Annotated in this window: 27 protein-coding genes; 18 read left to right on the top strand and 9 right to left on the bottom strand. The window is 72.0% G+C overall.

What is annotated here, in order from left to right; translation table 11 throughout:
• Positions 1-2: 2 nt before the first annotated feature.
• The 8 genes from ACPPVS_RS05500 to ACPPVS_RS05465 all read left to right on the top strand — a co-directional run bounded on the left by ACPPVS_RS05500 (position 3) and on the right by ACPPVS_RS05465 (position 7166).
• A complete protein-coding gene (locus ACPPVS_RS05500; RefSeq protein WP_426595026.1) occupies positions 3-785 on the top strand; it encodes an ABC transporter ATP-binding protein in 783 nt (260 codons plus the stop codon).
• Positions 785-1630, top strand: a complete 846-nt coding sequence (locus tag ACPPVS_RS05495; protein ID WP_426595025.1) for an ABC transporter permease — start codon at positions 785-787, stop codon at positions 1628-1630. The genes ACPPVS_RS05500 and ACPPVS_RS05495 overlap by 1 nt, the downstream gene beginning before the upstream one ends.
• An 81-nt stretch (positions 1631-1711) precedes the next feature.
• Entirely contained in the window at positions 1712-2893 is a 1182-nt protein-coding gene (locus ACPPVS_RS05490) for an ABC transporter substrate-binding protein (protein ID WP_426595024.1), read from the top strand.
• An 81-nt stretch (positions 2894-2974) separates the two neighbouring features.
• Positions 2975-4300 (top strand): FAD-binding oxidoreductase, encoded by a 1326-nt coding sequence (locus ACPPVS_RS05485; RefSeq protein WP_426595023.1) that lies wholly within the window; start codon positions 2975-2977, stop codon positions 4298-4300.
• Entirely contained in the window at positions 4297-5082 is a 786-nt protein-coding gene (locus ACPPVS_RS05480; protein WP_426595022.1) for a creatininase family protein, read from the top strand. The genes ACPPVS_RS05485 and ACPPVS_RS05480 overlap by 4 nt, the downstream gene beginning before the upstream one ends.
• A 41-nt stretch (positions 5083-5123) precedes the next feature.
• Positions 5124-5699 carry a pyridoxine/pyridoxamine 5'-phosphate oxidase gene (locus ACPPVS_RS05475; protein WP_426595021.1) on the top strand — a complete coding sequence of 192 codons (576 nt, stop codon included), beginning with the start codon at positions 5124-5126 and terminating at the stop codon, positions 5697-5699.
• Positions 5700-5793: 94 nt separating this feature from the next.
• Positions 5794-6687 carry a factor-independent urate hydroxylase gene (pucL, locus tag ACPPVS_RS05470; RefSeq protein ID WP_426595020.1) on the top strand — a complete coding sequence of 298 codons (894 nt, stop codon included), beginning with the start codon at positions 5794-5796 and terminating at the stop codon, positions 6685-6687.
• Positions 6684-7166, top strand: coding sequence for a nucleoside deaminase (locus ACPPVS_RS05465; RefSeq protein ID WP_426595019.1), 483 nt, complete (start codon positions 6684-6686; stop codon positions 7164-7166). Before pucL ends, ACPPVS_RS05465 begins: the two co-directional genes overlap by 4 nt.
• 5 nt (positions 7167-7171) lie before the next feature.
• Here ACPPVS_RS05465 and uraH read toward each other — a convergent pair whose 3' ends face one another.
• Positions 7172-7504 carry a hydroxyisourate hydrolase gene (uraH, locus tag ACPPVS_RS05460; RefSeq protein ID WP_426595018.1) on the bottom strand — a complete coding sequence of 111 codons (333 nt, stop codon included), beginning with the start codon at positions 7502-7504 and terminating at the stop codon, positions 7172-7174.
• Positions 7501-8004: a 2-oxo-4-hydroxy-4-carboxy-5-ureidoimidazoline decarboxylase gene (gene uraD, locus ACPPVS_RS05455; protein ID WP_426595017.1), complete on the bottom strand. Its 504-nt coding sequence runs from the start codon at positions 8002-8004 to the stop codon at positions 7501-7503. The genes uraH and uraD overlap by 4 nt, the downstream gene beginning before the upstream one ends.
• A 29-nt stretch (positions 8005-8033) precedes the next feature.
• On the opposite strand from uraD, the gene ACPPVS_RS05450 reads away from it, so the two are divergent.
• Positions 8034-8576, top strand: coding sequence for a nucleotidyltransferase family protein (locus ACPPVS_RS05450; protein ID WP_426595016.1), 543 nt, complete (start codon positions 8034-8036; stop codon positions 8574-8576).
• An 18-nt stretch (positions 8577-8594) separates the two neighbouring features.
• Here the strand turns inward: ACPPVS_RS05450 and ACPPVS_RS05445 are convergent, their stop codons facing one another.
• The gene (locus tag ACPPVS_RS05445) at positions 8595-10004 is read right to left on the bottom strand and encodes an amidohydrolase family protein (protein ID WP_426595015.1); all 1410 of its coding nucleotides are present in this window, start codon (positions 10002-10004) and stop codon (positions 8595-8597) included.
• A gap of 112 nt (positions 10005-10116) precedes the next feature.
• Between ACPPVS_RS05445 and ACPPVS_RS05440 the strand changes: the two genes are divergently transcribed.
• The 3 genes from ACPPVS_RS05440 to ACPPVS_RS05430 all read left to right on the top strand — a co-directional run bounded on the left by ACPPVS_RS05440 (position 10117) and on the right by ACPPVS_RS05430 (position 13924).
• On the top strand, positions 10117-10494 hold the full coding sequence (locus ACPPVS_RS05440; protein ID WP_426595014.1) for a YciI family protein: 378 nt from the start codon (positions 10117-10119) through the stop codon (positions 10492-10494).
• A gap of 58 nt (positions 10495-10552) precedes the next feature.
• The gene (locus ACPPVS_RS05435) at positions 10553-11470 is read left to right on the top strand and encodes a S1C family serine protease (RefSeq protein ID WP_426595013.1); all 918 of its coding nucleotides are present in this window, start codon (positions 10553-10555) and stop codon (positions 11468-11470) included.
• 69 nt (positions 11471-11539) lie between these two features.
• Positions 11540-13924 carry a lysylphosphatidylglycerol synthase domain-containing protein gene (locus ACPPVS_RS05430; protein WP_426595886.1) on the top strand — a complete coding sequence of 795 codons (2385 nt, stop codon included), beginning with the start codon at positions 11540-11542 and terminating at the stop codon, positions 13922-13924.
• 45 nt (positions 13925-13969) lie between these two features.
• Here the strand turns inward: ACPPVS_RS05430 and ACPPVS_RS05425 are convergent, their stop codons facing one another.
• Complete coding sequence (locus ACPPVS_RS05425; protein WP_426595012.1) at positions 13970-16168, bottom strand: DUF4214 domain-containing protein; 2199 nt, start codon at positions 16166-16168, stop codon at positions 13970-13972.
• Positions 16169-16479: 311 nt separating this feature from the next.
• Here ACPPVS_RS05425 and dinB point away from each other — a divergent pair, with 311 nt between their 5' ends.
• Entirely contained in the window at positions 16480-17673 is a 1194-nt protein-coding gene (dinB, locus tag ACPPVS_RS05420; protein WP_426595011.1) for a DNA polymerase IV, read from the top strand.
• 72 nt (positions 17674-17745) lie between these two features.
• A complete protein-coding gene (locus tag ACPPVS_RS05415; protein WP_426595010.1) occupies positions 17746-18171 on the top strand; it encodes a transferase in 426 nt (141 codons plus the stop codon).
• 100 nt (positions 18172-18271) lie between these two features.
• Here the strand turns inward: ACPPVS_RS05415 and ACPPVS_RS05410 are convergent, their stop codons facing one another.
• Positions 18272-18712, bottom strand: a complete 441-nt coding sequence (locus ACPPVS_RS05410; protein ID WP_426595009.1) for a hypothetical protein — start codon at positions 18710-18712, stop codon at positions 18272-18274.
• A gap of 130 nt (positions 18713-18842) precedes the next feature.
• Here ACPPVS_RS05410 and ACPPVS_RS05405 point away from each other — a divergent pair, with 130 nt between their 5' ends.
• A complete protein-coding gene (locus ACPPVS_RS05405) occupies positions 18843-19241 on the top strand; it encodes an SRPBCC domain-containing protein (protein WP_426595008.1) in 399 nt (132 codons plus the stop codon).
• 56 nt (positions 19242-19297) lie between these two features.
• Here ACPPVS_RS05405 and ACPPVS_RS05400 read toward each other — a convergent pair whose 3' ends face one another.
• A complete protein-coding gene (locus tag ACPPVS_RS05400; protein ID WP_426595007.1) occupies positions 19298-20824 on the bottom strand; it encodes an MFS transporter in 1527 nt (508 codons plus the stop codon).
• 130 nt (positions 20825-20954) lie between these two features.
• On the opposite strand from ACPPVS_RS05400, the gene ACPPVS_RS05395 reads away from it, so the two are divergent.
• Positions 20955-21581, top strand: coding sequence for a TetR/AcrR family transcriptional regulator (locus ACPPVS_RS05395; RefSeq protein ID WP_426595006.1), 627 nt, complete (start codon positions 20955-20957; stop codon positions 21579-21581).
• On the opposite strand, the gene ACPPVS_RS05390 is transcribed toward ACPPVS_RS05395, so the two are convergent.
• Entirely contained in the window at positions 21516-21878 is a 363-nt protein-coding gene (locus ACPPVS_RS05390; protein ID WP_426595005.1) for a hypothetical protein, read from the bottom strand. The two genes, ACPPVS_RS05395 and ACPPVS_RS05390, sit on opposite strands and share 66 nt — an antisense overlap.
• 70 nt (positions 21879-21948) lie before the next feature.
• Here ACPPVS_RS05390 and ACPPVS_RS05385 point away from each other — a divergent pair, with 70 nt between their 5' ends.
• Positions 21949-22257, top strand: coding sequence for a DUF5808 domain-containing protein (locus ACPPVS_RS05385; RefSeq protein WP_426595004.1), 309 nt, complete (start codon positions 21949-21951; stop codon positions 22255-22257).
• Here the strand turns inward: ACPPVS_RS05385 and ACPPVS_RS05380 are convergent, their stop codons facing one another.
• Both ACPPVS_RS05380 and ACPPVS_RS05375 read right to left on the bottom strand, forming a co-directional pair.
• Positions 22258-23055 (bottom strand): family 1 encapsulin nanocompartment shell protein, encoded by a 798-nt coding sequence (locus tag ACPPVS_RS05380; protein WP_426595003.1) that lies wholly within the window; start codon positions 23053-23055, stop codon positions 22258-22260.
• A complete protein-coding gene (locus ACPPVS_RS05375; protein ID WP_426595002.1) occupies positions 23052-24044 on the bottom strand; it encodes a Dyp-type peroxidase in 993 nt (330 codons plus the stop codon). The genes ACPPVS_RS05380 and ACPPVS_RS05375 overlap by 4 nt, the downstream gene beginning before the upstream one ends.
• Before the next feature lie 104 nt (positions 24045-24148).
• On the opposite strand from ACPPVS_RS05375, the gene ACPPVS_RS05370 reads away from it, so the two are divergent.
• A complete protein-coding gene (locus tag ACPPVS_RS05370; RefSeq protein WP_426595001.1) occupies positions 24149-24973 on the top strand; it encodes an alpha/beta fold hydrolase in 825 nt (274 codons plus the stop codon).
• Positions 24974-25029 lie beyond the last annotated feature (56 nt).

The raw sequence follows: 25029 nt of genomic DNA, 5'->3' as shown, positions 1-25029 counted from the left end.
CCGTGTCCACGACGACACCCACCACCACCCTGGCCAAGCCGCCCACCGAGGCGATGCCCCTGCTCGGGTTCGAGGACGTCGCGATGACGTTCCCCGGCGGCACGGTCGCGCTCTCCGGGGTGGACCTCACGGTCGGCCGCGGCGAGTTCGTCTCGGTCGTCGGGCCCTCGGGTTGCGGCAAGTCCACGCTGCTGCGGATCGCCTCGGGCCTGGAGACCGCCAGTGCCGGCAAGGTCACGCTGGCCACCGACCACATCGCCTACGTGTTCCAGGACGCCACCCTGCTGCCGTGGCGGAACGTGCTCGGCAACGTCGAGCTGCTGGCCGAGCTGCGGGGCCGCGGACCGAAGATCCGTCGCGAGAAGGCCCGCGAGGCCATCAAGCTCGTCGGCCTCGACGGCTTCGAGAAGCACCTGCCCAAGCAGCTGTCCGGCGGCATGAAGATGCGCGCCTCGCTCGCCCGCTCGTTCACCCTCGACCCGGAGCTCTTCCTGTTCGACGAGCCGTTCGGTGCGCTCGACGAGATCACCCGCGGCCGGCTGCAGGACGAGCTGCTCAAGCTGTTCGCCGAGCAGCACTTCGCCGGCCTGTTCATCACGCACTCGGTCGCCGAGGCGGTCTACCTGTCCACCAAGGTCGTCGTGATGTCGGGCCGGCCCGGTCGCCTCGTCCAGTCCTTCGACATCCCGTTCCCGATGCCCCGGGACCCCGACATCCGGTACTCCCCGGAGTTCACCGAGGTCGTCGGCCAGGTCTCGCACGCCCTGAAGGAGGCGCACAGCTGATGGCCACCACCACGATCGAGGGCGTCACCGCCGAGGCACGTACCGTCACCCCCGTCGCCGCCCGTCGCCGCAAGCGCTCGACGATCTCCTGGCTCGGGCCGATCGTCGTCTTCTTCCTGATGATCGGGCTCTGGTACGCCCTCGCGTACTACTACGCCCAGCGCGGCCTGCCGTACTTCGTGCCGTACCCGCACCAGGTGGTCCAGGCCATCTTCTCGGACGGCGAGCTCCAGATCCTCATGACGGCCCTGCTGCACAGCACCGAGGTCGCCATGACGGGCCTCGCCATCGCCATCGTGCTCGGCGTGACGTGGGCCGTGCTCATGGCGCAGGCCACCTGGATCGAGCGCTCGCTGTTCCCGTACGCGGTGGTCCTGCAGTGCATCCCGATCCTCGCCCTGGTCCCCCTGATCGGGATCCTGTTCGGCTACAACTTCCAGGCCCGCGTCATCGTCACGGTCCTCATCGCCCTGTTCCCGCTCGTCGCCATGACCCTGTTCGGCCTGCAGTCCGTGGCCAAGCAGCAGCGCGAGCTGTTCCAGCTCCAGGGCGTCAGCCGCTCGACGATGCTCCTGAAGCTGCAGTTCCCCGCGGCGCTGCCCTCGATCTTCGTCGGCCTGCGCACCTCCGCGGGACTCGCCGTGGTCGGCGCGGTCGTCGGCGACCAGTTCTTCCAGCGCGGCAACCCGGGCCTCGGCGTGCTCATCCAGCTGTACGCCAACCGCCTCCAGGGGCCCGACCTCTACGCCGCGATCATCGTCGCGTCGCTGCTCGGCGTCACCGTGTTCGTCGTCTTCGGGCTGCTCGGCAGGCTCGTCGTCGGCCGTTGGTACGACTTCTCGTAGTTCTCCGAGCCCTTGTCCGCACGCAGCTCACGGCCACCCCCGCGGCCGTCGGCAACCGACCGCCAACAGAAAGAGAGCACCATGCGCACACCCAACCGCACCGTCGTCGCCGCAGCCGCTGGGATCGTCCTCACCGCCTTCGGCGTGACCGCCTGCTCGGGAGGCTCCGGCGACAGCGGGGCGACCTCAGCGGCCACCGCCGCCGCCGGCGGGGTCGACCTCTCGGGAGTCTGTCCGGCCACGATCGTGGTGCAGACGGACTGGAACCCGGAGGCCGACCACGGCCACCTGTACGAGATGGTCGGACCGGGCTACACGGTCGACGCCAACCAGAAGACCGTGACGGGTGACCTGGTCGCGGGGGGCAAGCCCACCGGCGTCAAGATCGAGGTCCGCGCGGGCGGCCCGGCGATCGGCTTCACCCAGGCCTCCGCACAGATGTACACGGACAAGGACATCACCCTGGGCTACGTCTCCACCGACGAGCAGGTCCAGCTGTCCGACAAGTTCCCGACGACGGCCGTGTTCGCCGAGAACGACAAGTCGCCGATGATGATCATGTGGGACCCGACGAAGTACCCCGACGTCACCGACATCAAGAGCCTCGGTAGCGCGCTGAAGGACTCGGGCGGCGTGATCCGGTACTTCAACGGCGCCGCGTACATGAGCTACCTCATCGGCTCCGGCATCCTCGACAAGTCCGTGACCGACGGCAGCTACGACGGCACGCCGGCCAACTTCGTCGCGGCGGCCGGCAAGGACGCCCAGCAGGGCTTCGCCACCGCCGAGCCGTACATCTACCAGAACGAGGTCCCGGCCTGGGGCAAGGCCGTCAAGCTGCAGACCATCCACGACACGGGCTTCCCGCTCTACCCCGAGGCCATGTCGGTCCGCACCGGCGACCTGGCGACGCTGACGCCCTGCCTCAAGAAGCTGGTCCCCGTGATGCAGCAGGCGGACGTCGACTACATCAACGACCCGGCCACGACGAACGCGCTGATCCTCGACCTGGTGAAGCAGTACAACAACGGCTGGGTCTACTCCCAGGGCGTCGCCGACTTCGCGGTCAAGCAGATGAAGGACCTCGACATCGCGTCGAACGGCGACAACGCCTACGTCGGCGACATGGACGAGACCCGGGTGCAGAAGATCATCGACATCATGACGCCGATCTACACGGACGCCGGCGCGCCGCCGAAGGCCGGCCTGAAGGCGTCAGACCTGTACACCAACCAGTTCCTGGACCAGACGATCGGCTTCTGAGCCGCGTCGTCAGTCCACACGGCGGCGGGCTCGGCTCCGGCCGGGCCCGCCGCTCGTCCTCGTCCTGGAGGCACCACCCGAATGCAGACCACCACCGCCCTGGACGCCCTGATCGCCGACCTGCGCGCCCTCCTGGGCGACGACGGCGTCAGCACCGACGCGCGCGTCCGCGAACGCGCGAGCGTCGACGGCGCCAAGATGTCCCCCGTCATCCTCGAGCTGCTGCCGCTCGGCCTGGCCGACGTGGTCGCCTTCCCGACGACCGCCGAGCAGATCGCCGGCTGCGTCGCCGCGGCCGTCGCGCACGGGGTGCCCGTCACCCCGCGCGGCAAGGGCACCGGCAACTACGGCCAGGCCATCCCGATGCCCGGCGGCCTGGTCGTCGACACCACGCGTGCCCGTGCGATCGTCGAGATCGGCGACGGCTGGGTGACCGCCGAGGCCGGCGCGACGATGGTCGCGATCGAGGCCGCGGTCCGCGAGACCGGCCAGGAGCTCTGGATGTACCCGTCGACCGCGCAGTCGACGATCGGGGGGTTCCTCTCCGGCGGCTCCGGCGGCACGGGGACCATCGTGCACGGCGCCAACCACCAGGGGTTCGTCGTCGCGCTCGACGTCGTGCACGCCGTCGCGGACGCGTCGTTGCTCCACGTCGACGGCGAGAACGCCCAGGCCTACGTGCACAGCTACGGCACCGCCGGGATCCTCGCCCGCGTCACCGTCCGCCTCGAGCCGTTGCAGGACTGGCACGGGTTCTACGCGTCCTTCGACGACCAGCACACGGCCTTCCGCGTCCTGCGCGAGATCGGCCGCCTCACGCCGGCGCCCCGGCTGGTCTCCGCCGACCCTGCCGCGATCGCCGAGGCGCTGCCCGCGGACGACGCCCTCCCCGACGGTCGGTCGAGCCTGCGGGCGATCCTCGATCCCGCGGCTCTGGACGCCGCCACCGCCCTGGTCGTCGACGCCGGCGGCACCGTCGAGGACCTGCGCGACGGGCCCCAGGCGTCCCTGAAGCTGTCCGTCCTGTCGTACAACCACCCCATCGAGTGGCTGCAGAAGTCCGACCCCGGCACCTATGTGCACCTCGAGGTGGGCGGCGACGCGCTCGTCGACCGGCTCGACGAGGTCCAGGCCGTGATCCCGGGTGGCCTCCTGCACATCGAGGCCGGTCACACCGTGCCGATCGGGATGCTCGCGGGCGTCTACGAGGGGCCCGAACGCCTGGCGTCGGTGATCGCGGCGCTCGGCGAGCTGGGCGTGGGCGTGCACAACCCGCACCAGTGGAACGTCGACTTCGAGGTCGAGCGCACGATCGCCCTGGCGGCCACCACCGACCCGTCGGGCCTGCTCAACCCCGGCAAGCTCAACCCCGACTACGCCGGCCCGCGCAAGGGAGCGATCCGATGAGCCGCCTGCTCGCCGAGCTGTCCGGGCCTGCCACCGCCCGGCTGCTGGGTCCCGACTCGGTCCTCGTCGTGCCGACCGGGGCGATGGAGCACCACGGCCCGCACCTTCCGCTGAGCACCGACGCGCTGATCGCGGAGAGCGTCGCCACCGCGGCCGTCGAGGAGGCGGCCGCACACGGTCTGGACGTCTGGCAGCTGCCCACGCTGACCTACACCAAGTCCGACGAGCACTCGTGGGCCTCGGGGACCGTGTGGGTCAGCGCGAGCACGCTGCTGGCCACGCTGGTGGACATCGGCCGCTCGGTCGCCACGACTCCCGCACGACGCCTCGTCTTCCTCAACGGGCACGGCGGCAACACCGCGATGCTCGGCGTCGCGCTGCGCGAGATCCGTCGGCTCCACGGACTGCTGACGTTCTCGATGCCGGCGGGCGTGCAGGTCGCCGGCGCGGGAGGTGCCGACGAGCCCGACGAGCACGGCCTGGGCATCCACGCCGGCTACGGCGAGACGTCGCTGGTCCTGCACCTGCGCCCCGACCTGGTCGACATGTCCCAGGCGCGCCGGTCCGTCCCCGAGCACATCGCCGCCCTGACCCATCTCGGCTTCAACGGCACGACCGCCCAGTTCGGCTGGCTGAGCAACGACTTCGGTCCCGACGGCGTCATCGGCGACCCGACCGGGGCGAGCGCCGAGGCAGGCAAGGTCCTGTTCGACGCCTCGATCCGGCGCGCGGTCGACGTCCTCACCGAGATCGCTGCGTTCACGCACGACGCCCCGCGGTGACTCCCCGTGCGGACCGCGCCGCACCCCGGCAGGGTGGCTGGGTGATCGAAACCGTTCCCGACGAGGTCTGGCAGCTGCTCCAGGACTGGTTGCCGGACAACGACGACCCTGACCGACCGGTGATGACGCTCGCGACCGTCGACGGGTCGGGCACGCCGGACGCCCGCTCGGTGCTGCTCAGCGAGTACGACCGCGCCGGGCTGTACCTGCACACCGACGCGGCCTCGCGGAAGGTCGCCCAGCTCGACGCCCACGCGGACGTCGCGCTCGTGCTGCGCTGGCCCGAGGCGCTGCGGCAGCTCGTCGTGCGCGGCGTCGCCGAGCCCGCCGACCGGCTGGAGACCGACCGGGCGTACGCGGCGCGGTCGCCGTACCTCCGGCAGCTCGCCTGGGTGAACACGCCGGCCGTCGCCCAGCTCCCGCCCGACGAGCGCCGCGCCGCCTGGGCGGACTTCGCGGCGATCCACCCGGTGCTCGACCCGCCCGCGACCTGGGTGGGCTTCCTGGTCCGCCCGACCAGCCTCACGTTCTGGACCGGAGACCCGGACTCCGTGAGCCACCGCCGTGAGCACCGCCTGACCGCGTCGGGCTGGACGCGCACTGAGCTGCCCGGATGAGCGGCCCGGGGCTGCGAGAGGGTCCGCCCGCGAGCGCGCACGCAGGTCGGCCTGCGGAAACGCGGCCGTCATCTGACCGGGGCAGACTGCCCACATGACGGCCCGACTGCAGTCCCACCAGTACGGCAAGGCCGAGACGCGCGTCGTCCGGATCGTGCGCGACACACCCAGGCACGAGATCCGCGACCTCAACGTCTCCTCGGCCCTGCGCGGCGACTTCGCACCCGCGTACCTGACCGGCGACCAGTCCGCGGTTCTGCCGACGGACACCCAGAAGAACATGGCGTTCGCGTACGCCAAGGTGCACGGCGTCGAGTCGCCCGAGCGGTTCGCCCTCCTGCTGGCCGAGCACTTCGTGCACGACATCGCGCCCGTCTCCGGCGCCCGCGTCGACGTGCAGGAGTACGCCTGGGTCCGCGCGACCGTCGACGGCGCCGAGCACGACCACACCTGGATCCGCAGCGGCCAGGAGGTCCGGACCGCGTCCGTCACGGTCGACGACGGTACGACGACCGTCATCGCCGGTCTCAAGGACCTCACGGTGCTGAAGTCGACCGGCTCCGAGTTCACGGGGTTCCTGAAGGACGAGTACACGACGCTCCAGGAGACGGACGACCGTGTCCTGGCCACCTCCCTGATCGCCCAGTGGCGCTACGCCGGCACCGACCTCGACTTCGACGCCACGTACGCGAAGGTCCGCGCGATCATGCTCTCCGCGTTCGCGACCCTGCACTCGCTCGCCCTCCAGCAGACCCTCTGGCACATGGGGACGCAGGTCATCGAGCAGGTGTCCGAGGTGGTCGAGGTGCGGTTCGCCGCCCCGAACAAGCACCACTTCCTGCAGGACCTGCGCCCCTTCGGCCTCGAGAACCCCGGCGAGGTGTTCTGGGCCGCCGACCGCCCCTACGGCCTGATCGAGGCCGTGATCGTCCGCGACGGCGCCACCCCGGCCGACGCCGCCTGGAGCCGCTCGGTCGGCGCCCCGTGAACCCCGCGGCCTCTGACGACGAGCGGTGGCTCACCGAGGCCGTCGCCCTGGCCACCTCCAACGTCGAGGATGGCGGCGGCCCGTTCGGCGCGATCGTGGTCCGCGACGGCGTGGTGATCGGCACGGGCCAGAACCGCGTCACCCGCGACAACGACCCCACGGCCCACGCCGAGGTCCAGGCGATCCGCGCGGCCTGCCGAGCGATCGGCGACTTCTCGCTGGCCGGAGCCACGGTCTACACGTCCTGCGAACCCTGCCCGCTGTGCCTCGCGGCGTGCCTCTGGTCGCGCGCAGACCGGGTGGTCTACGCCGCCGACCGCGACGACGCGGCCCGCGCCGGCTTCGACGACAGCGTCTTCTACGACCTCTTCGCCGCCGACCGCTCCACCTGGCCCATGCCGGTCACGGCCCACCGGGTCCCCACCACCTCGGAGCCGATGGACGCCTGGCTCGCCCGCCCCACGAGGACCGAGTACTGACCCGGTCAGGTCCCCCGGTACGTGGTGTACCCGAACGGGCTCAGCAGCACGGGCACGTGGTAGTGGCTGTCGTCCACGACGTCGAACACGACGACGACCTCCGGGAGGAAGGACGCCTGCCCGGTGGCCGCGAAGTAGGACGCGGTGTCGAACGCGAACCGGTAGGTGCCGACCGCCACGGACGACGGGCCCAGGGACCGGGCGCGGCCGTCGTCGTCGGTGACGTCCGACCCCACCAGCTCCCACGTTCCGGCGACCAGCGCGGACAGGACGACGGGCACCCCGGCGGCGGCCTTGCCGAGCGCGGTGTCGAGCACGTGCGTCGTGAGCTGACTCATGAGACCTCCGGAGACGATGAAGCGGACGGCGGAGCGAACAGGACCGGCAGCCTCAGCAGCGCGATCTGGCGGAGCTGGTCGGCCACCTCGCGCGACTCCTCGGCGTCGGACAGGGTCAGCCGGCGCTGCAGCTCGGCGAGGATCTCGGGCCGTGACCGTCCGGCGGCGCGGATGAGGAAGATGCGCCCGAACCGCTCCTCGTAGGCCGCGTTGCCCGCCGCCATCGCGGCGACCAAGGCCGGGTCGTCGGTGGACGAGGCGGCTTGCTCGGAGCGGCTCAAGGACGCCGAGGAGCCGGACCCGGCCGACCCGATCCGCGGATGCGTCGACAGCGCCTCGTCCACCTCGGCCGCGGACAGCGACCGCGCCGCCAGGTCGGCCACGGGCAGCAGGGAGTCCACGGACGCGTACGGGCAGCCCGACGCGACCTCCGCCACCCACCGCGACACGTGCAGAGCCGTCGACAGCGACGCGCGCGTCGACGGAGTGTCCTGGATCATGTGCTCACCTTCGTGGCACGGTACGGGACGTGCCAGTCCTCAGCGGGATCGTCCTGGCCGCCGGCGCGGGCACCCGCCACGGCGGCCCGAAGGCTCTTGTCCCCGGCTGGCTCGGCGACGCGACGCACCTGCTCCTCGACGGCGGCTGCGAACGGGTCGTGGTCGTCCTCGGCGCGGGTGCCGACGAGGCACGCCACCTGGTCCCCGTCGACGCGCGCGTCGAGACGGTCACGGCGGACGACTGGGCGCAGGGCATGGGCGTCTCGCTCCGCACGGGCCTCGCGCACGCGTCGGGCGACGCCGTCGTCGTGACGCTGGTCGACCTTCCCGGCACGCCGGTGACCGTCGTCGACCGCCTGCTCGCGGCGCCCGGGACGACGCTCGCGGACGACCTCCGACAGGCCACCTACCGCGGTCGGCCGGGCCACCCGGTCCTCATCGGCGCCCACCACTGGCAGCCGCTGGCCGCCACCCTGCGCGGCGACCGAGGCGCCCGCCCGTACCTGCGGACCCACGGGGTGCTCGTGATCGAGTGCGGCGACCTTCACCACGGTCGCGACGAAGACGTCTGAGCTCACCTCGCGCCCACCTCACGCCTCGAGCGCGGTCAGCGGCAGCTCGCGGCCCCAGCGCAGGGCGGCCGCCGTCATGCGCGACCGCAGCTCCCCGGACGCGAGATGAGCCAGTGGGCTCGTCGACCGGCCCTCCTCGCTGACCAGCACCCCGCCGACGTACACCTGCTTGAGGTTGCGCAGCCCGCACGCGAGGACGTAGGTGGCCAGCACGTCCCAGACCGGCCCGGTGTCGGGTGCGCGGTGGTCGACGACGACGAAGTCCGCCAGCTTGCCCACCTCGAGCGACCCGACCCGGTCGGCGACGCCCAGGACCTCGGCGGACCCCAGCGTGTGCAGCCGCAGGACGTCGGCGGGCATCATGACCGAGGCGTCGGTGTACATCGCGCGCGTCGTGTACAGGCCGATCCGCATGTTGCCCCACGGGTCGGAGATGTCGGTGCACGACTGGTCGTCGAGCCCCATCCCGACGGGTATCCCGGCCCGCTGGAACCGCACCACGTCGGCGAACCCGGACCCGAGCCGCCCGTTCGAGGTCGCCTGCCAGACCACGCCGCACCCCGACGACGCCACGCGCTCGACCATCGCGTCCGTCGGGTGCACGAAGTGCCCGAACAGGAACGACGGCCCGAACGCCCCTGCGGCGTCGTACCAGGCGAACTTCTCGCGCTGCGTCTCGATGCCCTCGGCCGTCTCGACGAAGTGCGCCTGGTTGCTGATCCCGTGCTCGCGCATCATCGCGACCTCGAGCTCGGCGGACCGCGCCGCCGACGCCCACTGCACGGCACCCATCACCGACGCCCCGAGGTGCTGCGCCGCCGGCGTCCGCAACGACGACTCCGCGACCATGTCCCCGAACACCCCGAGCACCTCCTCCTCGGGTCCGGCCTCGTCGTTCAGCCGGATCGCGTTCATCACCCGCAGCCCGGCGTCGGCGGCACCGTCCATCTGCCTCGTCGCGAACTCGACGGGCGCCACCCGCCCGAGCAACGGGGACGCCGTGACGGGGTCGTAGCGCCACGTCACCCGCGGGTGCATGAAGTTGTAGGCGCTGGTCACGCCGTTGGCAAGGAAGTCCAGGGCGCCGTGCAGGGTGGACCAGTAGACGTCGTCCGGCTCGCACTTGTCGAGCACCTCAACCATCGACATGACCCACGGGTAGAGCGTCGAGCCGGGCGAGATCCCGCGCATGCCCGAGGTGAACAGGTGCGAGTGCGCGGACACGAACCCGGGCGCGACGATCGCACCGCCGACGTCGAGCAACCGCAGGCCGCCGCGGTCCTTCTGGGCGACCAGGGACGCGTCCGGCTCCCCGCGACCCGTCGCGGCGATCCGGCCGTCGTCGCCGACGAGCAACCACCCGGCGAACCAGGACGGGCCGTCGTCGGACACGGGGATGATCAGGGCGTTGTGCACGAGGAGCCGCATGCCGCCATCGTGCATCGCGCAGATGACACGCCCGTTTCGGACGTGCGGCGGTCGATGTCGAGGCGCCCTCGCGCCGCGCGTCATACGGTCACCATCGACCCAGGAGGCAGCCATGAAGTACGTCATCTTGATCCACGCCGACCCCGACCCGTGGGACCACCCGACGACGGCCTTCACCGCCGAGGGTCGGGCGCTGCCGCCACAGCAGCGCGCGCAGATGGACAGCGAGTTCGACGCGCTGCTGACCGAGCTGTCCGCGTCCGGCGAGCTGGTCATGGGCGAGGCGCTCGCGGACCCGAGATCGGCGACGGTGCACCGGTGGCGCCCGGGCGGGTCGCTCGCCAGCGAGGGTCCCTTCGCCGAGGTCACGGAGCAGCTGGCCGGGTTCTTCCTCATCGACGTCGCCACCCGCGCACGTGCCGAGGAGCTCGCCGGACGGTTCGCCGGTCCCGGCAGCCCCGCCGAGCTGCGTCCTGCCATGTGGGGGTAGCGAGCACGCCACGAGCGAACACCGGCATATCCGGGCCCGCCCGACGGCTGTACCCGCCATGACCGACGACGAGGCCCTCGACGCCTACTCGCGCACGGTGGTGTCCGTCGCGGAGCAGGTGCTGCCCAGCGTCGCGAGCCTGAGCGTGCGGACCGTGCGCGGCGGCGGCGCGGGCAGCGCCAGCGTGATCACGACCGACGGGTACCTGCTGACCAGCGCGCACGTCGTGGTCGGCGCCGACGTCGCGGACGCGTCGTTCGCCGACGGGACGACCGTGCGCGCGGACGTCGTCGGCCGTGACCCGCTCTCCGACCTGGCCGTCCTGCACGCTCGCGGCGACACGCCGCCGCCGGTCCCGTTAGGCGACGCCGCCGCGCTGCGCGTCGGCCAGCTGGTCATCGCTCTGGGCAACCCGCTCGGGCTGGCCGGCAGCGTCACCGCGGGCATCGTCTCCGCGCTCGGCCGCTCGCTCCCGACGGCGTCGGGACGCGTGATCGACGAGGTCGTCCAGACCGACGCCGCGCTCAACCCCGGCAACAGCGGCGGCGTGCTGGCCGACAGCGCGGGCCGGATGGTCGGCGTGAACACCGCCGTCGCGGGCATCGGCGTCGGCCTGGCCGTGCCGATCAACGCGACGACCCGCGAGATCATCACGACGCTCATGACCCGCGGACGCGTCCGCCGGGCCTGGCTGGGCATCGCCGGGACGCAGGCGCCGCTGCCGCCGCACCTGGCCGAACGCCTCGGCTCACCCACCGGCCTGATGGTCGCGGGCGTGTCGGCAGGTTCCCCCGCCGCACTGGCCGGACTTCATCGCGGCGACATGGTGGTCGAGCTGGACGGCAACCGCGTGGTCACGACGACGGCCGTGCAGAAGCTCATGGTCGAGGACGCGATCGACCGCCGGATCGAGATCACCGTCTGGCGCAACGGCGCCCTGGTCGACGTCATCGTCTTCCCGCGCGAGCTGACCTAGGACGACGCGTCCGCGTCGGGCGCCCCGGACCACGCGCACGGGGGTCGAGCCGGATACGGTGCCCGAGTGATGCTCGACGCGCCGTCCGACGCAGCCGCCGCGCCGCCGATGTACGTCGACGTCCGGCACCGGCGGAGCTTCCGTGACGGGCAGGCGGGGTTCGGCTGGCTGATCGTGTTCGTCGCCGGGCTGCTGTTCGCGACGGTCGCCGGCGCGACGATGAGCGGGATCGCCGACGACGTCCAGCAGGGCATCGGCCGGGTACCGCGGTCGGTGCTCGGGGTGGTCCTCGTGCTGGTCCAGGTCACCTACATCCTGGCGCTGCTCGTCACGCCGTTGGTGCTGCTCGTGATGCGGCGGTTCGCGATGCTGGCCCGTGGCGCCCTGGCGCTGTCGCTGGCTCCCTTCGCGTTCTGGCTGGTCCAGCTCCTTCCGCAGATCCCGTCGGCGTCGCTCGGCGTGGACGACGCCGTGGACCTCACCAAGGTGTCGTGGCCGCCGACGAGCGTCCTCGCCGGGTGCACCGCGCTGGCCGTCACCGCGACCGGCGGCCTGCGCCGACCCTGGCGGCGGGCCGTGTGGTTCCTGCTCGGCCTGCTCATCGCGCTGCGGGTCGTCACGAGCGCGTCGGCGCCGGTCGACGTCGTCATCGCCGTCGGGATCGGTGGCGTGGTCGGCTCGGGCATCATGCTGGCCCTGGGACGCACCGCTGGGCGGCTCACCCCGCACGGGGTCCGGGTCACGCTCGCGGGGTCCGGGCTGCCCCTCGCGGGCGACCCCGAGCCGCGGGCGGGGACCCGCTGGACGTTCCGTGGAACGGCCGACGAGGGCCCGGTCGACATCCGCGTCCTGGAGGAGCACCGATGGAGCTCCGCGCGCCTCGACGAGGCCTACCGGCGGCTGCGCTGGCGCGACGTCGGCGAGACGAGCGTCGACCCGGACCCGCTGCGGCTGGTCACCACCGAGGCCATGACCCTGTTGCTGGCGGCGTCCCGGGCCGTCCGCGTCCCCACCGTGCGCGCGGTCGCGACGGCCCCCCGCGGTGAGTCGCTGCTCGCGGTGGACGCGGTGGACGGCGTGCTGCTCAGCGACCTCGACGAGCTGTCCGCTGACGTCCTGGCCGGGGCGTGGGCGCAGATCGTCCTCCTGCACGACGCGGGCATCGCGCACCGGGAGCTCGACCTGACCCGGCTCTCCCTGGACAGCTCCGGCGCCGTCTGGGTCACCGACCTCGACCACGCCCAGCCGGCCGCCAACGCCGCGCTCCTGGCCTGGGACGTCGCCGCGCTCCTGGCGGCGACGTCGGCGGTCGTCGGTCCCGAGCGGGCCGTCGCCGCGGCGGACGACGCCCTCGGCCACGCCGCCCTGACGCTCGCGCTGCCCCGGCTCGTGCCAGGCAGCCTGTCCACGCGGACGCGTGCGGCGGTCAAGGCCGCCGGCGGCATCGCGCCGCTCGTCGACGAGGTCCGGCGGGTGACCGGGGCAGCCGAGCCCGACTTCCAGACGGTCGCCCGGTTCAAGCCCCGCACGCTGGTGGTCGCCGCGTTCCTGGCCATCGCCGTCTACTTCCTCGCCCCGCAGTTCGCCGACCTCCCGCGCTCGATCACCGCGCTCGGCGGGGCGGACCCGTGGTGGGCGGGCGCGGTGCTGCTGGCGTCCGCCGCGACCTACCTCGGCGCCGCGCTCGGCCTGGCCGGTGGCACGCCCGGCCGGGTGCCTGTCGGGGAGGCCGCGAGCGTCGCGGTCGCGTCGTCGTTCGTCGCCACCTTCTCGCCTCCTGGTGTCGGGCAGGTGGGTCTGAACATCCGCTACCTGCAGAAGCGCGGCTTCGTCACCCCGGTGGCGGTCTCGTCGAGCGCGGCGAAGGAGACCGCGGTGCTGGTCGTGCACCTGCTCCTGCTCTCGACGTTCGCCGTCGTCGCGGGCTCGACGGGGGCGCTGACCGACGAGCTGCACAGCCTTCCGCCGGCCGGCGTGGTGCTCGCGATCGTCGCCGGCGTCCTGGCACTCGTGGGCGTCGCGCTGGCGATCCCGCGCGTCCGCCGCCTCCTGCGGGCGTGGCTCGTCCCGGCCGTCCGGTCGTCCGTCGACGCCATGCGGATCGTCGTGTCCAGCCCGGTCAAGCTGGTCACGCTGCTGCTCGGCGTCTCGCTCCTGCCGCTCGGGTACGTGTTCGCGCTCTACTTCTCGGTGCGGGCGATGGGCGTCGACTCGACCACGTTCGTCGCCGTCGCGCTGGTCTCCCTGACCGCCGGCGCCGTCGCGACGGCCGCGCCGACGCCCGGTGGCGTGGGCGTCGTCGAGGCGGTCCTGCTGGCATCGCTGACCGGGATCGGCGTCCCATCCGGGCCCGCCCTCGCGGCGGTCCTGCTCTACCGCGTCGCCACCTTCTGGCTGCCGATCCTGCCCGGCTTCGTCTCGTTCCGGGTGCTGACCCGGCGGTCCGTGCTGTAGCGATGGTCGGAGCCCGACACCCCCGACGGTGATGCCGGCGCGCGATCACGGCCTCAGCGCGAAGGTGCTCCCCCACATCGATGCGAGATCCGTCCATCCGACATCGGTACCCATGCGGACGGTCAGGTCGTCGTTGTCGACATTGCCGGTCCACAGCGAGCCGTCGGACGCGATCGCCGTCCAGGCGGGCAACCCCATCGATAGCTTGTTCCACGTCGCCGGCGCCGTGACCCGCCGTGGAGGCGTCGGATCCCACGTCGACTCGCTCCAGGTCCAGAGCTCCTTCGTCGTGGTGAGCGCACCGAAGACGAAGAAGTCGCCATCGACGCTTGCCCAGTCGGTCGCCGTCCCGACCTGTTGGGGGGTGATCGGACCCGCGACGTCCGGCGTCTGACCCCAGCGCCAGAGAGTCCCGTCGCTCCGCACGCCGACGGCCTCCAACCACCCCGCCGCGACGGACTTCCAGTGGGCCGTGCCGACCCGTGCCGGGACCCCGCGGCTCGCCGACAGGTCACCGAAGGTGCCGTGGGAGTTGTCCCCCCATGCCCAGAGCTCGCCCGCGGAGGTCAGGCCCAGCGTGTAGTTCTCGTCACCGACGATGCTCTGCCAGGTGGTACCGGCCGGGGCGACGACGGCTGTCGGGGCGGTCACCTGGGCGTCCGGCGTGCCCGTCCCCATCTCGCCGTCGGCATTGGTGCCCCACGCCTTCAGCCCGCCCGGCGAGAACACCGCGAACGAGCCGGTGGTCAGGGCAAAGATCGACGACGCTGTCTGCGATGTGCCCGTCCCGGGCACCCACGCCGGCACGACGGACGTGGTGGGTGTCGCCGAGTCGACAGGTGCGCTCCACACCGAGCCGTCCGACCGCAGGATCATCGCCTGGTAGTCGCTCGCGGCGATCGACGTCCACCACGTCCCGGTACCCACCTGGGTCGGACCGGTGACGACACCGTTCGAATCGATCCCGAACTGGAACAGACGCTCGCCCGCGACGGTCGGCGCCTTGCCGACGAGGGTCACCGCCGTGGGACCAGGGACAGACGAACCGGCCGTGGGCACCGCCGACACCGTGTGGGTCCCCGCGGTGACCGGACCGCAGGTTTCCGCGCAGGGGTGCGCGTCGAGCGTCACCGTCATCTCGGCGGTCGCGTCCCAGTGGTTGCCGAATGCGTCGGCCGGTGTGACCGTGACCGCCGGGGACGCACCGGTCGGCACGGTCCCACCCGGCGCAGACAGCCCGGCGACCAGCAGGACCGACGAGACCGCCGGGCCGTGGTCGACGTGCAGCGTGTTGAAGCTGGAGAAGCCCGCCGCGGTGCCGGTGACCTTGTAGTCCCCGGCCGCGGTAGCCCAGCAGGAGCTCGCGGAGCACGTGCCGCCGGCGGAGATGGTGAAGGTGGTCTGACCCGTCACGTCGCGCAGCGCGTAGCCGGCGGCGTCTACCAGCACGGCCGTCAACGCGGCATGGGCCCCGGCGGTCGTCGTCGCACCCGAGACGTAGATCCGGACGGGTGGGTTGGGATCCACCGGCGGCGGCGGGACATCGAGGGCTGTGACGTTGTTCGTCCAGTACTCGTAGCTCGCGACGATGCCGCCGATGATGTCCTCGTCGTGCGTGCCGGCCTGCAGCAACGAGATCCAGCTCCGGCGACCCGTCGGGTCCAGACCCCGCCCGAGCAGCTGCTGGTAGTAGCCCGCGACGACGGGCGCGAGGTGCTCCTCGGACAGCAGGATCCCCATCGCGATCGCGGTGCGGGACACCTTCCCGTGCACCAGCGGGTCCGACCACGCGATCGACTCCTGCGCCGACGCAGCCCGGCCGAGCACGTCGTGATACATCGCGCCGACCCACTGGATCGGATCGTCGTGGCTGCGCGCGTAGTACTCGTCCGAGGCGATGAACCCCGCACTGATCTGCGAGATGGTGGCCCCGCCGTCCATCGCGACCAGCCAGCTCTGCAGACCCGCCGGGTCGGGCCCGCGCCCCAGGTACTTCAGGTAGGTGTCCGTGATCAGCGTGGCCCGGAACTCGTGGCTGTGGGTGATCGCGTTCGCCACCGCCACCCGCGGGGTGCCCGACCGCAACGCCGCCGTCCACCCGGCCAGACCCGTCGGATCCGGAGCACGACCGAAGAGGTCCTGGTACACCGCCGTCACGAACTGCTGGCGCTGGACGTCCGATTCGGCGGACGCGGGCCCAGACACGGCGACGCCGAGCGCCGCGACGACAGCGAACGCTCCCACCGACGCGACCATCCGTCGCAGGGCACCCGCACGAGCTACGTGAAACGACACAATGCCCCCAGCGACGTCGGTGTGCCGAAGGTACCGGTAGGTGTCGCCCTACGGCAGACCACGTTCGGGTGGTTCACCCACGGCCGGCGCGGGGGCACACCCGGACCGGCAAGCGCAGGCCTGAGCGAGTCCGACCTCCACAGCACCTGGCGCGGGCCCTACGGGGTCGCTTGCGGCAGCGGCGGGCGTGCTGGGTCGGTTCGCTGTCGTCGGGGGGTGTCGCGTAGGCCGATGTCAGACCCCGGGTCGAACATGTGTTCGTGCCCGAGAGACGATCGACCATCCTGCACGCGGACCTCGACGCGTTCTACGCCTCCGTCGAGCAGCGCGACGACCCGCGCCTGCGCGGCCGCCCCGTGGCGGTCGGCGGCGGCGTCGTGCTCGCGGCCTCCTACGAGGCCAAGCGCCAGGGCGTGCGCACGGCGATGGGCGGGCGCCAGGCACGCGCGCTGTGCCCCGGACTCATCATCGTCCGGCCACGGTTCGACGCCTACGTCGAGGCGAGCAAGGCGGTGTTCGAGCTCTTCCGCCGCACGACGCCCCAGGTCCAGGGCGTGTCCATCGACGAGGCGTTCCTCGACGTGGCCGGCCTGCACCGCATCGACGTGCCGCCGCTCCAGATCGGCGCGCGGCTGCGGGACTGGGTACGCGACGAGGTCGGTCTGCCCATCACGGTCGGCGTGGCCCGGACGCCCTTCCTGGCCAAGGTCGCCAGCCGCGTGGCCAAGCCGGACGGGCTGCTGCTGGTGCCCCCCGACGCCGAGGAGGCGTTCCTGCACCCGCTCCCGCTCGAACAGCTGTGGGGCGTCGGCGAGATCACGGCCGCCAAGCTGCACGCGTACGGGCTGTGGACTGCGGGCGACGTCGCCGCGCTCCCCCAGTCGGTGCTCACCGGCACCCTCGGCCCGGCGGCCGGGCGGCACCTCTACGCCGTCGTGCACGGTCAGACGCCCGCGACGGTGATCACGGGCCGGCCGCGCGGGTCGATCGGTGCGCAGCGGGCCATCGGGCACGGTCCGCACGAGGACGAGTTCGTCCGTGCCGCGCTGCTGGGCCTGGTGGACCGGGTCTGCCGGCGGATGCGCACCGGTCACCGCACCGCCCGCACGGTCGTGCTGCGCCTCCGGTTCGAGGACTACACGAAGGCGACCCGGTCACGGTCGATGCCGCAGGCCACGGCGTCGGGAGAGCAGATCGCCGCGGCCGCGTTGCACCTGCTGGACTCGGCCGCCCCGCTCATCCGGTCGCGCGGCATCACGTTGGTCGGGATCGCGCTGACCGGCCTCGAGTCCGACGAGTTCTACCAGATGGTGCTCCCCCTGGACGGACCCGACCACAGCGGTCTGGACGCCGCGCTGGACGGGGTCTCGGCGCGCTTCGGCACGGCGGCTCTGCGGCGCGCGAGCCTGCTGCGAACCGGCGACGGGTTCGCCGCGCCGCAGCTCCCCGACTGATTGCCCGAAGGAATCGGCACGGCCGCGCCGCTGTTATGACATAACGAGAACGATTCCGAAGAAGAGGTGGCAATGTCGACGAGGAAGGGCCGGGTCGAGTTCGAGGACGACAACGGTCGGATGGTGCGCTACGACCGGCACGCGAACGGGGGCGGGCTGGTCTCGCCGGACGCGCGCGCGAGCGCCGAGGCCCAGATCGCACGGACGGCGTACGTCGAGGCCGGCGCGACGGTGGGCGACCGCACGCGGATCGGTGCTTGGAGCTGGATCGACCGGGACGTCGCGGTCGGGTCGGACGTCGTGATCGGAACGCACGTCCACGTGGGGCGCGGCTCCCGCGTCGGCAGCCGCGCCCGGATCGGCAGCCGCGCGCGGCTCGGTGCCGGTGTCGTCGTCGAGATCGGCGCCCACATCGAGGAGGACCAGATCGTCGACGACCACGCGGTGGTCCCGGGCCGGCGTCGCACCCGCCGCGGCGACCAGGGCCTCGCGGCCTAAGCAGGGGCGCGCCACGTCGGCGCGCCGTGAGCCCCTCCCGCACTGAACACGCGTGACGTGCGGCGCGGCGCTGCCACACCGCAGCGCCGCGCCGCTCCCGTCAACGCACCCGTGCGCTGCGCAGCCAGAGGATCGACGCCGCGATCTCCACCAGCCCGACCGCGAGGAACACCCACTGCACCGGGGACGTCCACCCGATCAACGGCAGCTGCACGAGCACCCACCCCGTGAGGACGGCTCCCGCGCCGAGGCCCACGAGGCCTGCCTTCGGGTGCCGCCGGAGTCCGAGCGCCAGCGCCACGGTCTGGGGAAGACCGACGCCGACCCCGAGTGCACACGCGGGCAGCACGGCCCCGACGGACACCTCGAGGGATCCGGCCAGCTGTTCGACGAGGGGGTCGAACGCTCCCGACAGGAATCCCTGGACCCCGACGAGCACGCCGACGGTGGTCAGTCCCGTGAGCCCGACCAGCCACCGACGCGACGCCGCATACCGATCGGCGCCACCGTCCGTGCTGTGCTCGAGACCCGCAAGACTCACCCCTCGAGCGTGCTGCGGGGGGGCCGTGGCCGACCAGGGCCCAACGTCCCCGTGCGGGGCAAGTTCACCCCGCCGGGGCGGTCCCGATGCGGGATCCTGGGCGAGTCGCTCGCCGAGGAGAGGCGCCAGGATGGACGGGCTGGTCAGCCGCGCGTACGAGTGCCACACCCCCGCCGGCGCGGCGCGTGTCTGGTCGGCGCTGACCGACCCCGAGCAGACCTCGACCTACCTGTACGGGATGCACCTCGTCTCGTCGTGGACCGAGCAGGCCACGATCGAGGCGGCGCACCCGCTCGGGCACACCTTGCGCGGGCAGGTGCTGTGCTGCCGGCCGCCGGAGCGCCTGTCCTACGTGCTGCAGGGCGTCGCCGACGACCCGCCCGTCTACCTCACGTGGCTGGTCACGCCCGGAACCGGCGGCTGCGCCGTCCGCCTCGAGGTCGACGAGCTCGGGGGTGACGACGACGACGCCGACGACGTCTGGCGGCTCGTCCTCGCCCGGCTGGTCGAGCCGCTCGCCCCGGCATGACGCGCGAAGCCGCCGACCGGTCAGACGGTCGGCGGCTCCGGCGTGCGGTCGGACGGTCAGTGCGCGAGCACCGGTGCGTCGTCGTCGGAGGACGCGTCGGACGCCGACACCGTGGCCGGCGCGGCCTGCGCTGCGGCCTCGAGCCGGGCGGCCCGGTCGGCACGCGTCCGGAACAGGCTCGCCGTCACGATCGCGCCGAGGACGAAGATGCCGGCGGACCAGGAGTACGCCACCGAGAACGAGTGGATCGCGCCGGCGGCCACGACGTCCGGGGTGGCGGGCAGGTGGTCGCTGACGTAGGCCGCCGCGGCGGTCGCCGCGATGGTGTTCAGCACGGCGGTGCCGATGGCGCCGCCGACCTGCTGGCTGGTCGAGACCATGGCCGAGGCCGCACCGGCCGACGAGCGCGGGACGCCGAGCGTGGCGGCCTGGAATGACGGCGGCATGATCGAGCCCATCCCGATGCCCATGAGGATGAGGCCGATCAGGACGTGCCAGTACGGGCTGCCCGCCACGAGCGTCGTGAAGACGAGCATCGCGCTCGCGCCGAGCGCCATGCCGATCGGCACCACGACCTTGGGCCCGAACCGCGGCACCAGGAGGTTGTTCTGCACCTGTGCGGTGATGACGATGAACACGATCATCGGCAGGAACGCGGTGCCGGTCTGGACCGGCGAGTACCCGAGCGTCAGCTGCAGGTAGTAGGTGAGGAAGAGGAAGACGCCGAACATGCCCGAACCGGCGACGAGGATCGCGAGGAACGAGGCGCCGCGGTCGCGGTCCTGCACGATGGACAGCGGCAGGAGCGGGAACTCGGAGGTGCGCTGGCGGAGCACGAAGCCGACGAGCAGGACCACGCTGGCGGCCAGCGAACCCCAGACCTCGGGCGACGACCAGCCCTTGGGCTCGGCCTGTGAGAACCCGAAGACGAGCAGGAACAGGCCGCCCGAGGCGAGCAGGATGCTGGACAGGTCGAGCTGGTTGTGGTGCCGGACGACGACCTTGGACAGCAGCATGGTGCCCGCGACGAACGCGATCGCCGCGATGATGACGTTGACGTAGAGGTTCCAGCGCCAGTTGAAGTTCTCGGTCAGGTAGCCGCCGAGCATCAGGCCGATGGCGCCGCCCATGCCGGCGATCGCGCCGAACACACCGAAGGCGCGAGCGCGCTCCTTGGGGAGCGTGAAGGTCGTCGTCAGGACGGACAGGGCCGCGGGCGCGAGGACCGCCGCGAAGGCGCCCTGCAGGGCGCGGGCGCCGACGAGCATGCTGAAGCTCTGAGACGCGCCACCGAGGGCGGACGCCAGGGCGAAGCCGACGAGGCCGATGAGGAACATGCGGCGGCGACCGAACATGTCGGCCAGCCGGCCGCCGAGCAGCAGGAGGCTGCCGAAGGCGAGGGCGTACGCGGTGACCACCCACTGGCGGTCGTTGTCGCTGAACCCGAGGTCGGCCTGGGCCGAGGGCATGGCGATGTTCACGATGGTCGCGTCGAGCACGACCATGAGCTGAGCGAGGGCGACGGTGGCGAGCACCCACCAGCGGTGCTTGCTCTCCTGTGCGACTACTGGGGTGACGGACATGGCGAAGCTCCTGGGACGTCGTGGTCGGTGAGAAGACTGTAATACAGAACTCGCCAGTTCCGGAACCCCTGAGTATCGTTACATATGTCATGATGGTCCCGACGACGTGATCTCCGACGAAAGAGGTGCAGTGGACACGACGGTGGCTCGCCGCCCCGGCCGACGACGCGACGAGTCGAAGGACGACGCGATCCTCGATGCAGCCCGCGAGCTGCTGGTCGAGCGCGGCTTCGACGGGATGACGATGGACGCCGTCGCCGACCGTGCGGGCGCCGGCAAGGCCACCGTCTACCGCCGCTGGCCGTCCAAGGTCCTGCTCACGGTCGACGCGATCGTCTGCGGCGGGAACTTCCCGATGAGCGCGCAGGACGTGGTCGACACCGGGTCGTTGCGCGGCGACCTGCAGTCCGTCCGCCTGGGGCGCCCGGCCGCCAACAGCTCCGAGCTCATGTACGGGCTGATGCCCGCCGTGCGGGAGAACCCCGAGCTGGCCAGCGTCTTCCACGAGCACTTCGTGGCCTCGCGCGTGCGCCTCATGCACGAGCTCCTCGAGCGCGCGCGGCTGCGCGGCGAGCTGCGCGACGACATCGATCTCGAGTTCGTCGCGGCCGTCGCGCCGGCGATGATCTCCTACCGCAAGATCGTGGCCGGTCTCCCGGTCGACGACGCCTTCGTGGCGCGGGTGATCGACTCAGTGATCCTGCCGCTCGCCCTGCGCCCGGTGCACCAGGACGCCGCACCCGACCACCAGGGCTGACCCGACCGCGACGAAGGGCCACGGGCTCCAGGCGTCCAGGCAGCTCGTCGTGCCGGCGGAGACCGTGCAGACCGACCCCGGTCCACCACGGTTCAGCCAGGCGATCCCCAGCGGCGCGGCCGCCAGCCCGCCCACGAGCCCGAGAGCGGACCGGTTGCGCAGCCGGGGCGTCGACGACCCGATCGCGGCGAGCACGAGCGCAGCGCCGAGCAGCAGGATCCCGATCGTCAGCAGCCCGGCGATACCGAGCCCCACCAGCGCGCCGACCAGGACCCACCACGCGACCCGTCGCCCCATGCCCCGACCGTAGCGCCGACGCGTCTTTGCCCGCAGGATGGGTGCATCACACCCGACGCGGGGAGCCGACATGACCACGCAGGACGAACGCCTCAAGCGCAAGCAGGACTTCCGCCGCCTGATCAAGCTGATCACGCTCGCCCTGACCGTCACCGCCGTGGTCAAGGAGATACGTACGCCGCCGGAGCAGCGCACCTGGAACGGCGTCGTCGTCGGCTTCGTGCCCTACGACCTGCGGTTCCCGACCCTCTCGCGCGTCCGGGAGCGGATGTGGAACCCCTCGAGCTCGCGACTGATCAACCCGCGGGTGTTCGGCATCGGCTGGACGCTGAACGTCGGCCGCGTGGTCGAGCTGGTGAAGGGACGGATCGTCGGCTGATCAGTCGCTCGTCAGCGCGACGCCGGCCTCGCTCGTCTGCACCAGGAACGTGAACGACTCCTGGAAGTAGAGCTGGACGCTCGCCGCGTCGTGCGAGAGGTACCCGATGGACAGGTCCTGCCCGAGGTGCAGCTCGTAGTCGCCGCCGCGGGTCGACAGCAGGAACGCCCCGTCGATCGCGGGCGCCCAGATGATGTCGTCGACGACGCGCGCCAGGTGCTCCCGGATCGGGTAGCCGTGGTCGGAGGTCTCCGTGACGGCCGTGTAGAGGTCGGCCGACAGCAGCAGGGCGATCGGGCCGTCGACCCCCGCCAGCCGCAGCTCGGTGAGCGCCTGCGTGACCGCGGTCGGATAGTCGCGAACCTCCGCCGGAAGGGGTACCGGCGCGTTCGAGATGCTCGCGCGGACCCCGTCGATCCCGGCCGCGGCGAACCCCTCGAAGATCGCGCGGTCCTCGGCGAAGGCGATCTGCTTGGCCGCGTCCTTGACCGGCTGCCACTCGGGGTCCTTGCGGCCACGCTCCACGTCGTCGACCGACTGCCGGTCGACGGTGAACGGCACGCGCAGCTCGACCAGCGGCTGCGCGAGCCGCACCTGCGCGCGCACACCGTCGGCGGGCGGCGCGACCGGCGTGACCTTGCCCGTGCCGACGGCGGCGAGGGACTCCCCCGCCGGGCCGATCAGGTCGACGACGCGTCGGCCGGCCACGTGCCGCGTGAACGTGCGGCGGGCCTCCGCCTCGAGGTCCTCCCACGCGGCGTCGGAGATCGGCGCAAGATCACGGTGCAGGTTGTTCATGACGACGTGCTCCTTCGAAGACTGCCGATCCCCAGCGAGGAGTCGGGCGCTGCTGCGGCCTCGGGCGGTACGGGCCCGTCGTCGAGGAACTCGACGGTCGGGACGAAGAAGAGGTTGCCGGTGACCGCCGTCGAGAAGTCCAGGATGCGGTCGTAGTTGCCCGGCGGCTTGCCGACGAACATGTTGGTGAGCATCTGCTCGATCACGTCGGGATGGTTCGCGTACCCGATGAAGTACGTGCCGAACTCCCCCTCGCCCACCCGGCCGAACGGCATGTTGTCGCGCACGATCTGGCGCTCGGTGCCGTCGGCGGCCTCGATCGTGGTGAGCGCGACGTGCGAGTTGGACGGTTTGATGTCGTCGGGAAGCTCGATGTCGTTCAGCTTGGTGCGGCCGATGACGTGCTCCTGGACCTCGACCGGCAGCGCGTTCCAGGTGTCCAGGTCGTGCAGGTACTTCTGCACGACCACGTAGCTCGCGCCGACGTAGGCCGGGTCCTCGTCGCCGATCGTGACCGCGGCGAGCGCCGCCGCGCCCGTCGGGTTCTCCGTGCCGTCGACGAAGCCCATCAGGTCGCGCTCGTCGAAGAACTTGAAGCCGTGAACCTCGTCGACCACCACCGCGGCGCCGCGCAGACGGTCGACCAGGTGCGTGGCCAGCTCGAAGCACAGGTCCATCCGCGTGGCCCGGATGTGGAACATGAGGTCCCCGGGGCTGGCGACCGCTCGGTGCTTGTCGCCGTGCACCTCCTGGAACGGGTGCAGCCCGGCGGGGCGCGGGGCACCGACGAACAGCCGCTCCCACGCACGCGAGCCGATGCCGGTCACCACCGCGAGGCCCCCGGCCGGCTCCCGGAACCCGACCGAACGCTGCAGCCCGGTCACGTCGGTCAGGAGGTCGCGGACCTGCTGCTCGCCGCCGGGCGCGATGCTGGCCACGAGGAAGATCGCGTTGCTGGTCAGCGGCGTGAGCACGGGCTGGGAGGTCACGCGTCGTCCCTTCGTCCAGCGTTCATGGCCACGTCGTCAGGATAGGTCGCGCAGGCCCGGGTCCGACCTTAGTGTCGAAGGACCGATCCGATGGGAGCGCAGTCATGGGCACGATCACGACGACCGACGGCACGGAGATCTTCTACAAGGACTGGGGCTCCGGTCAGCCGATCGTCTTCAGTCACGGCTGGCCGCTGTCGAGCGACGACTGGGACACCCAGATGCTGTTCTTCCTCGGCCACGGCTACCGCGTCGTCGCCGCCGACCGCCGAGGTCACGGCCGGTCCACCCAGACCGGCGACGGCCACGACATGGACCACTACGCCGACGACCTGGCCGCGGTCGTCGAGCATCTCGACCTGCACGACGCGGTCCACGTCGGGCACTCGACCGGCGGCGGGGAGGTCGTCCACTACATCGCCCGTCACGGCGAGAGCCGGGTGGCCAAGGCCGTCCTGATCAGCGCCGTCCCCCCGATCATGGTCCAGACGGAGGCCAACCCGGGCGGCCTGCCGAAGGCGGTCTTCGACGGCCTGCAGGAGCAGGTGGCCACCAACCGCTCCGCCTTCTACCGTGACCTGCCCTCGGGCCCGTTCTACGGCTTCAACCGGGACGGCGTGGAGCCCGTGGAGGCGATCATCGCCAACTGGTGGCGCCAGGGGATGATGGGCGGCGCCAAGGCGCACTACGACGGGATCGTCGCGTTCTCGCAGACCGACTTCACGGACGACCTGCGGGCCATCACCGTGCCCACGCTGGTGATGCACGGCGACGACGACCAGATCGTGCCGTACGCCGACTCCGGCCCCCTCTCGGCGGCGCTCCTGCAGAACGGCACGCTCAAGACGTACGCCGGGTTCCCGCACGGGATGCCGACCACGCAGGCCGCGACCATCAACGCCGACCTGCTGGAGTTCATCCGGTCCTGATCCCACGCTCCGACCCTCCGACGCCTGGGGGCGGCGCGATCGGCGTGTGGGCCGGC

The organism is Cellulomonas sp. McL0617 (assembly GCF_049994875.1).
GTDB lineage: Bacteria > Actinomycetota > Actinomycetes > Actinomycetales > Cellulomonadaceae > Cellulomonas.
Note: the sequence above shows the minus strand (reverse complement) of the source record. Positions and strands in the feature narration are given on the sequence as shown.

Excerpts from the sequence above, each read along its gene's own strand:
- ACPPVS_RS05495 (WP_426595025.1), top strand. The coding sequence starts at position 785 with ATGGCCACCACCACGATCGAGGGCGTCACCGCCGAGGCACGTACCGTC.
- ACPPVS_RS05490 (WP_426595024.1), top strand. The coding sequence starts at position 1,712 with ATGCGCACACCCAACCGCACCGTCGTCGCCGCAGCCGCTGGGATCGTC.
- ACPPVS_RS05485 (WP_426595023.1), top strand. The coding sequence starts at position 2,975 with ATGCAGACCACCACCGCCCTGGACGCCCTGATCGCCGACCTGCGCGCC.
- ACPPVS_RS05480 (WP_426595022.1), top strand. The coding sequence starts at position 4,297 with ATGAGCCGCCTGCTCGCCGAGCTGTCCGGGCCTGCCACCGCCCGGCTG.
- pucL (WP_426595020.1), top strand. The coding sequence starts at position 5,794 with ATGACGGCCCGACTGCAGTCCCACCAGTACGGCAAGGCCGAGACGCGC.
- uraH (WP_426595018.1), bottom strand. The coding sequence starts at position 7,504 with ATGAGTCAGCTCACGACGCACGTGCTCGACACCGCGCTCGGCAAGGCC.
- uraD (WP_426595017.1), bottom strand. The coding sequence starts at position 8,004 with ATGATCCAGGACACTCCGTCGACGCGCGCGTCGCTGTCGACGGCTCTG.
- ACPPVS_RS05445 (WP_426595015.1), bottom strand. The coding sequence starts at position 10,004 with ATGCGGCTCCTCGTGCACAACGCCCTGATCATCCCCGTGTCCGACGAC.
- ACPPVS_RS05440 (WP_426595014.1), top strand. The coding sequence starts at position 10,117 with ATGAAGTACGTCATCTTGATCCACGCCGACCCCGACCCGTGGGACCAC.
- ACPPVS_RS05435 (WP_426595013.1), top strand. The coding sequence starts at position 10,553 with ATGACCGACGACGAGGCCCTCGACGCCTACTCGCGCACGGTGGTGTCC.
- ACPPVS_RS05430 (WP_426595886.1), top strand. The coding sequence starts at position 11,540 with ATGCTCGACGCGCCGTCCGACGCAGCCGCCGCGCCGCCGATGTACGTC.
- ACPPVS_RS05415 (WP_426595010.1), top strand. The coding sequence starts at position 17,746 with ATGTCGACGAGGAAGGGCCGGGTCGAGTTCGAGGACGACAACGGTCGG.
- ACPPVS_RS05405 (WP_426595008.1), top strand. The coding sequence starts at position 18,843 with ATGGACGGGCTGGTCAGCCGCGCGTACGAGTGCCACACCCCCGCCGGC.
- ACPPVS_RS05400 (WP_426595007.1), bottom strand. The coding sequence starts at position 20,824 with ATGTCCGTCACCCCAGTAGTCGCACAGGAGAGCAAGCACCGCTGGTGG.
- ACPPVS_RS05390 (WP_426595005.1), bottom strand. The coding sequence starts at position 21,878 with ATGGGGCGACGGGTCGCGTGGTGGGTCCTGGTCGGCGCGCTGGTGGGG.
- ACPPVS_RS05385 (WP_426595004.1), top strand. The coding sequence starts at position 21,949 with ATGACCACGCAGGACGAACGCCTCAAGCGCAAGCAGGACTTCCGCCGC.
- ACPPVS_RS05380 (WP_426595003.1), bottom strand. The coding sequence starts at position 23,055 with ATGAACAACCTGCACCGTGATCTTGCGCCGATCTCCGACGCCGCGTGG.
- ACPPVS_RS05370 (WP_426595001.1), top strand. The coding sequence starts at position 24,149 with ATGGGCACGATCACGACGACCGACGGCACGGAGATCTTCTACAAGGAC.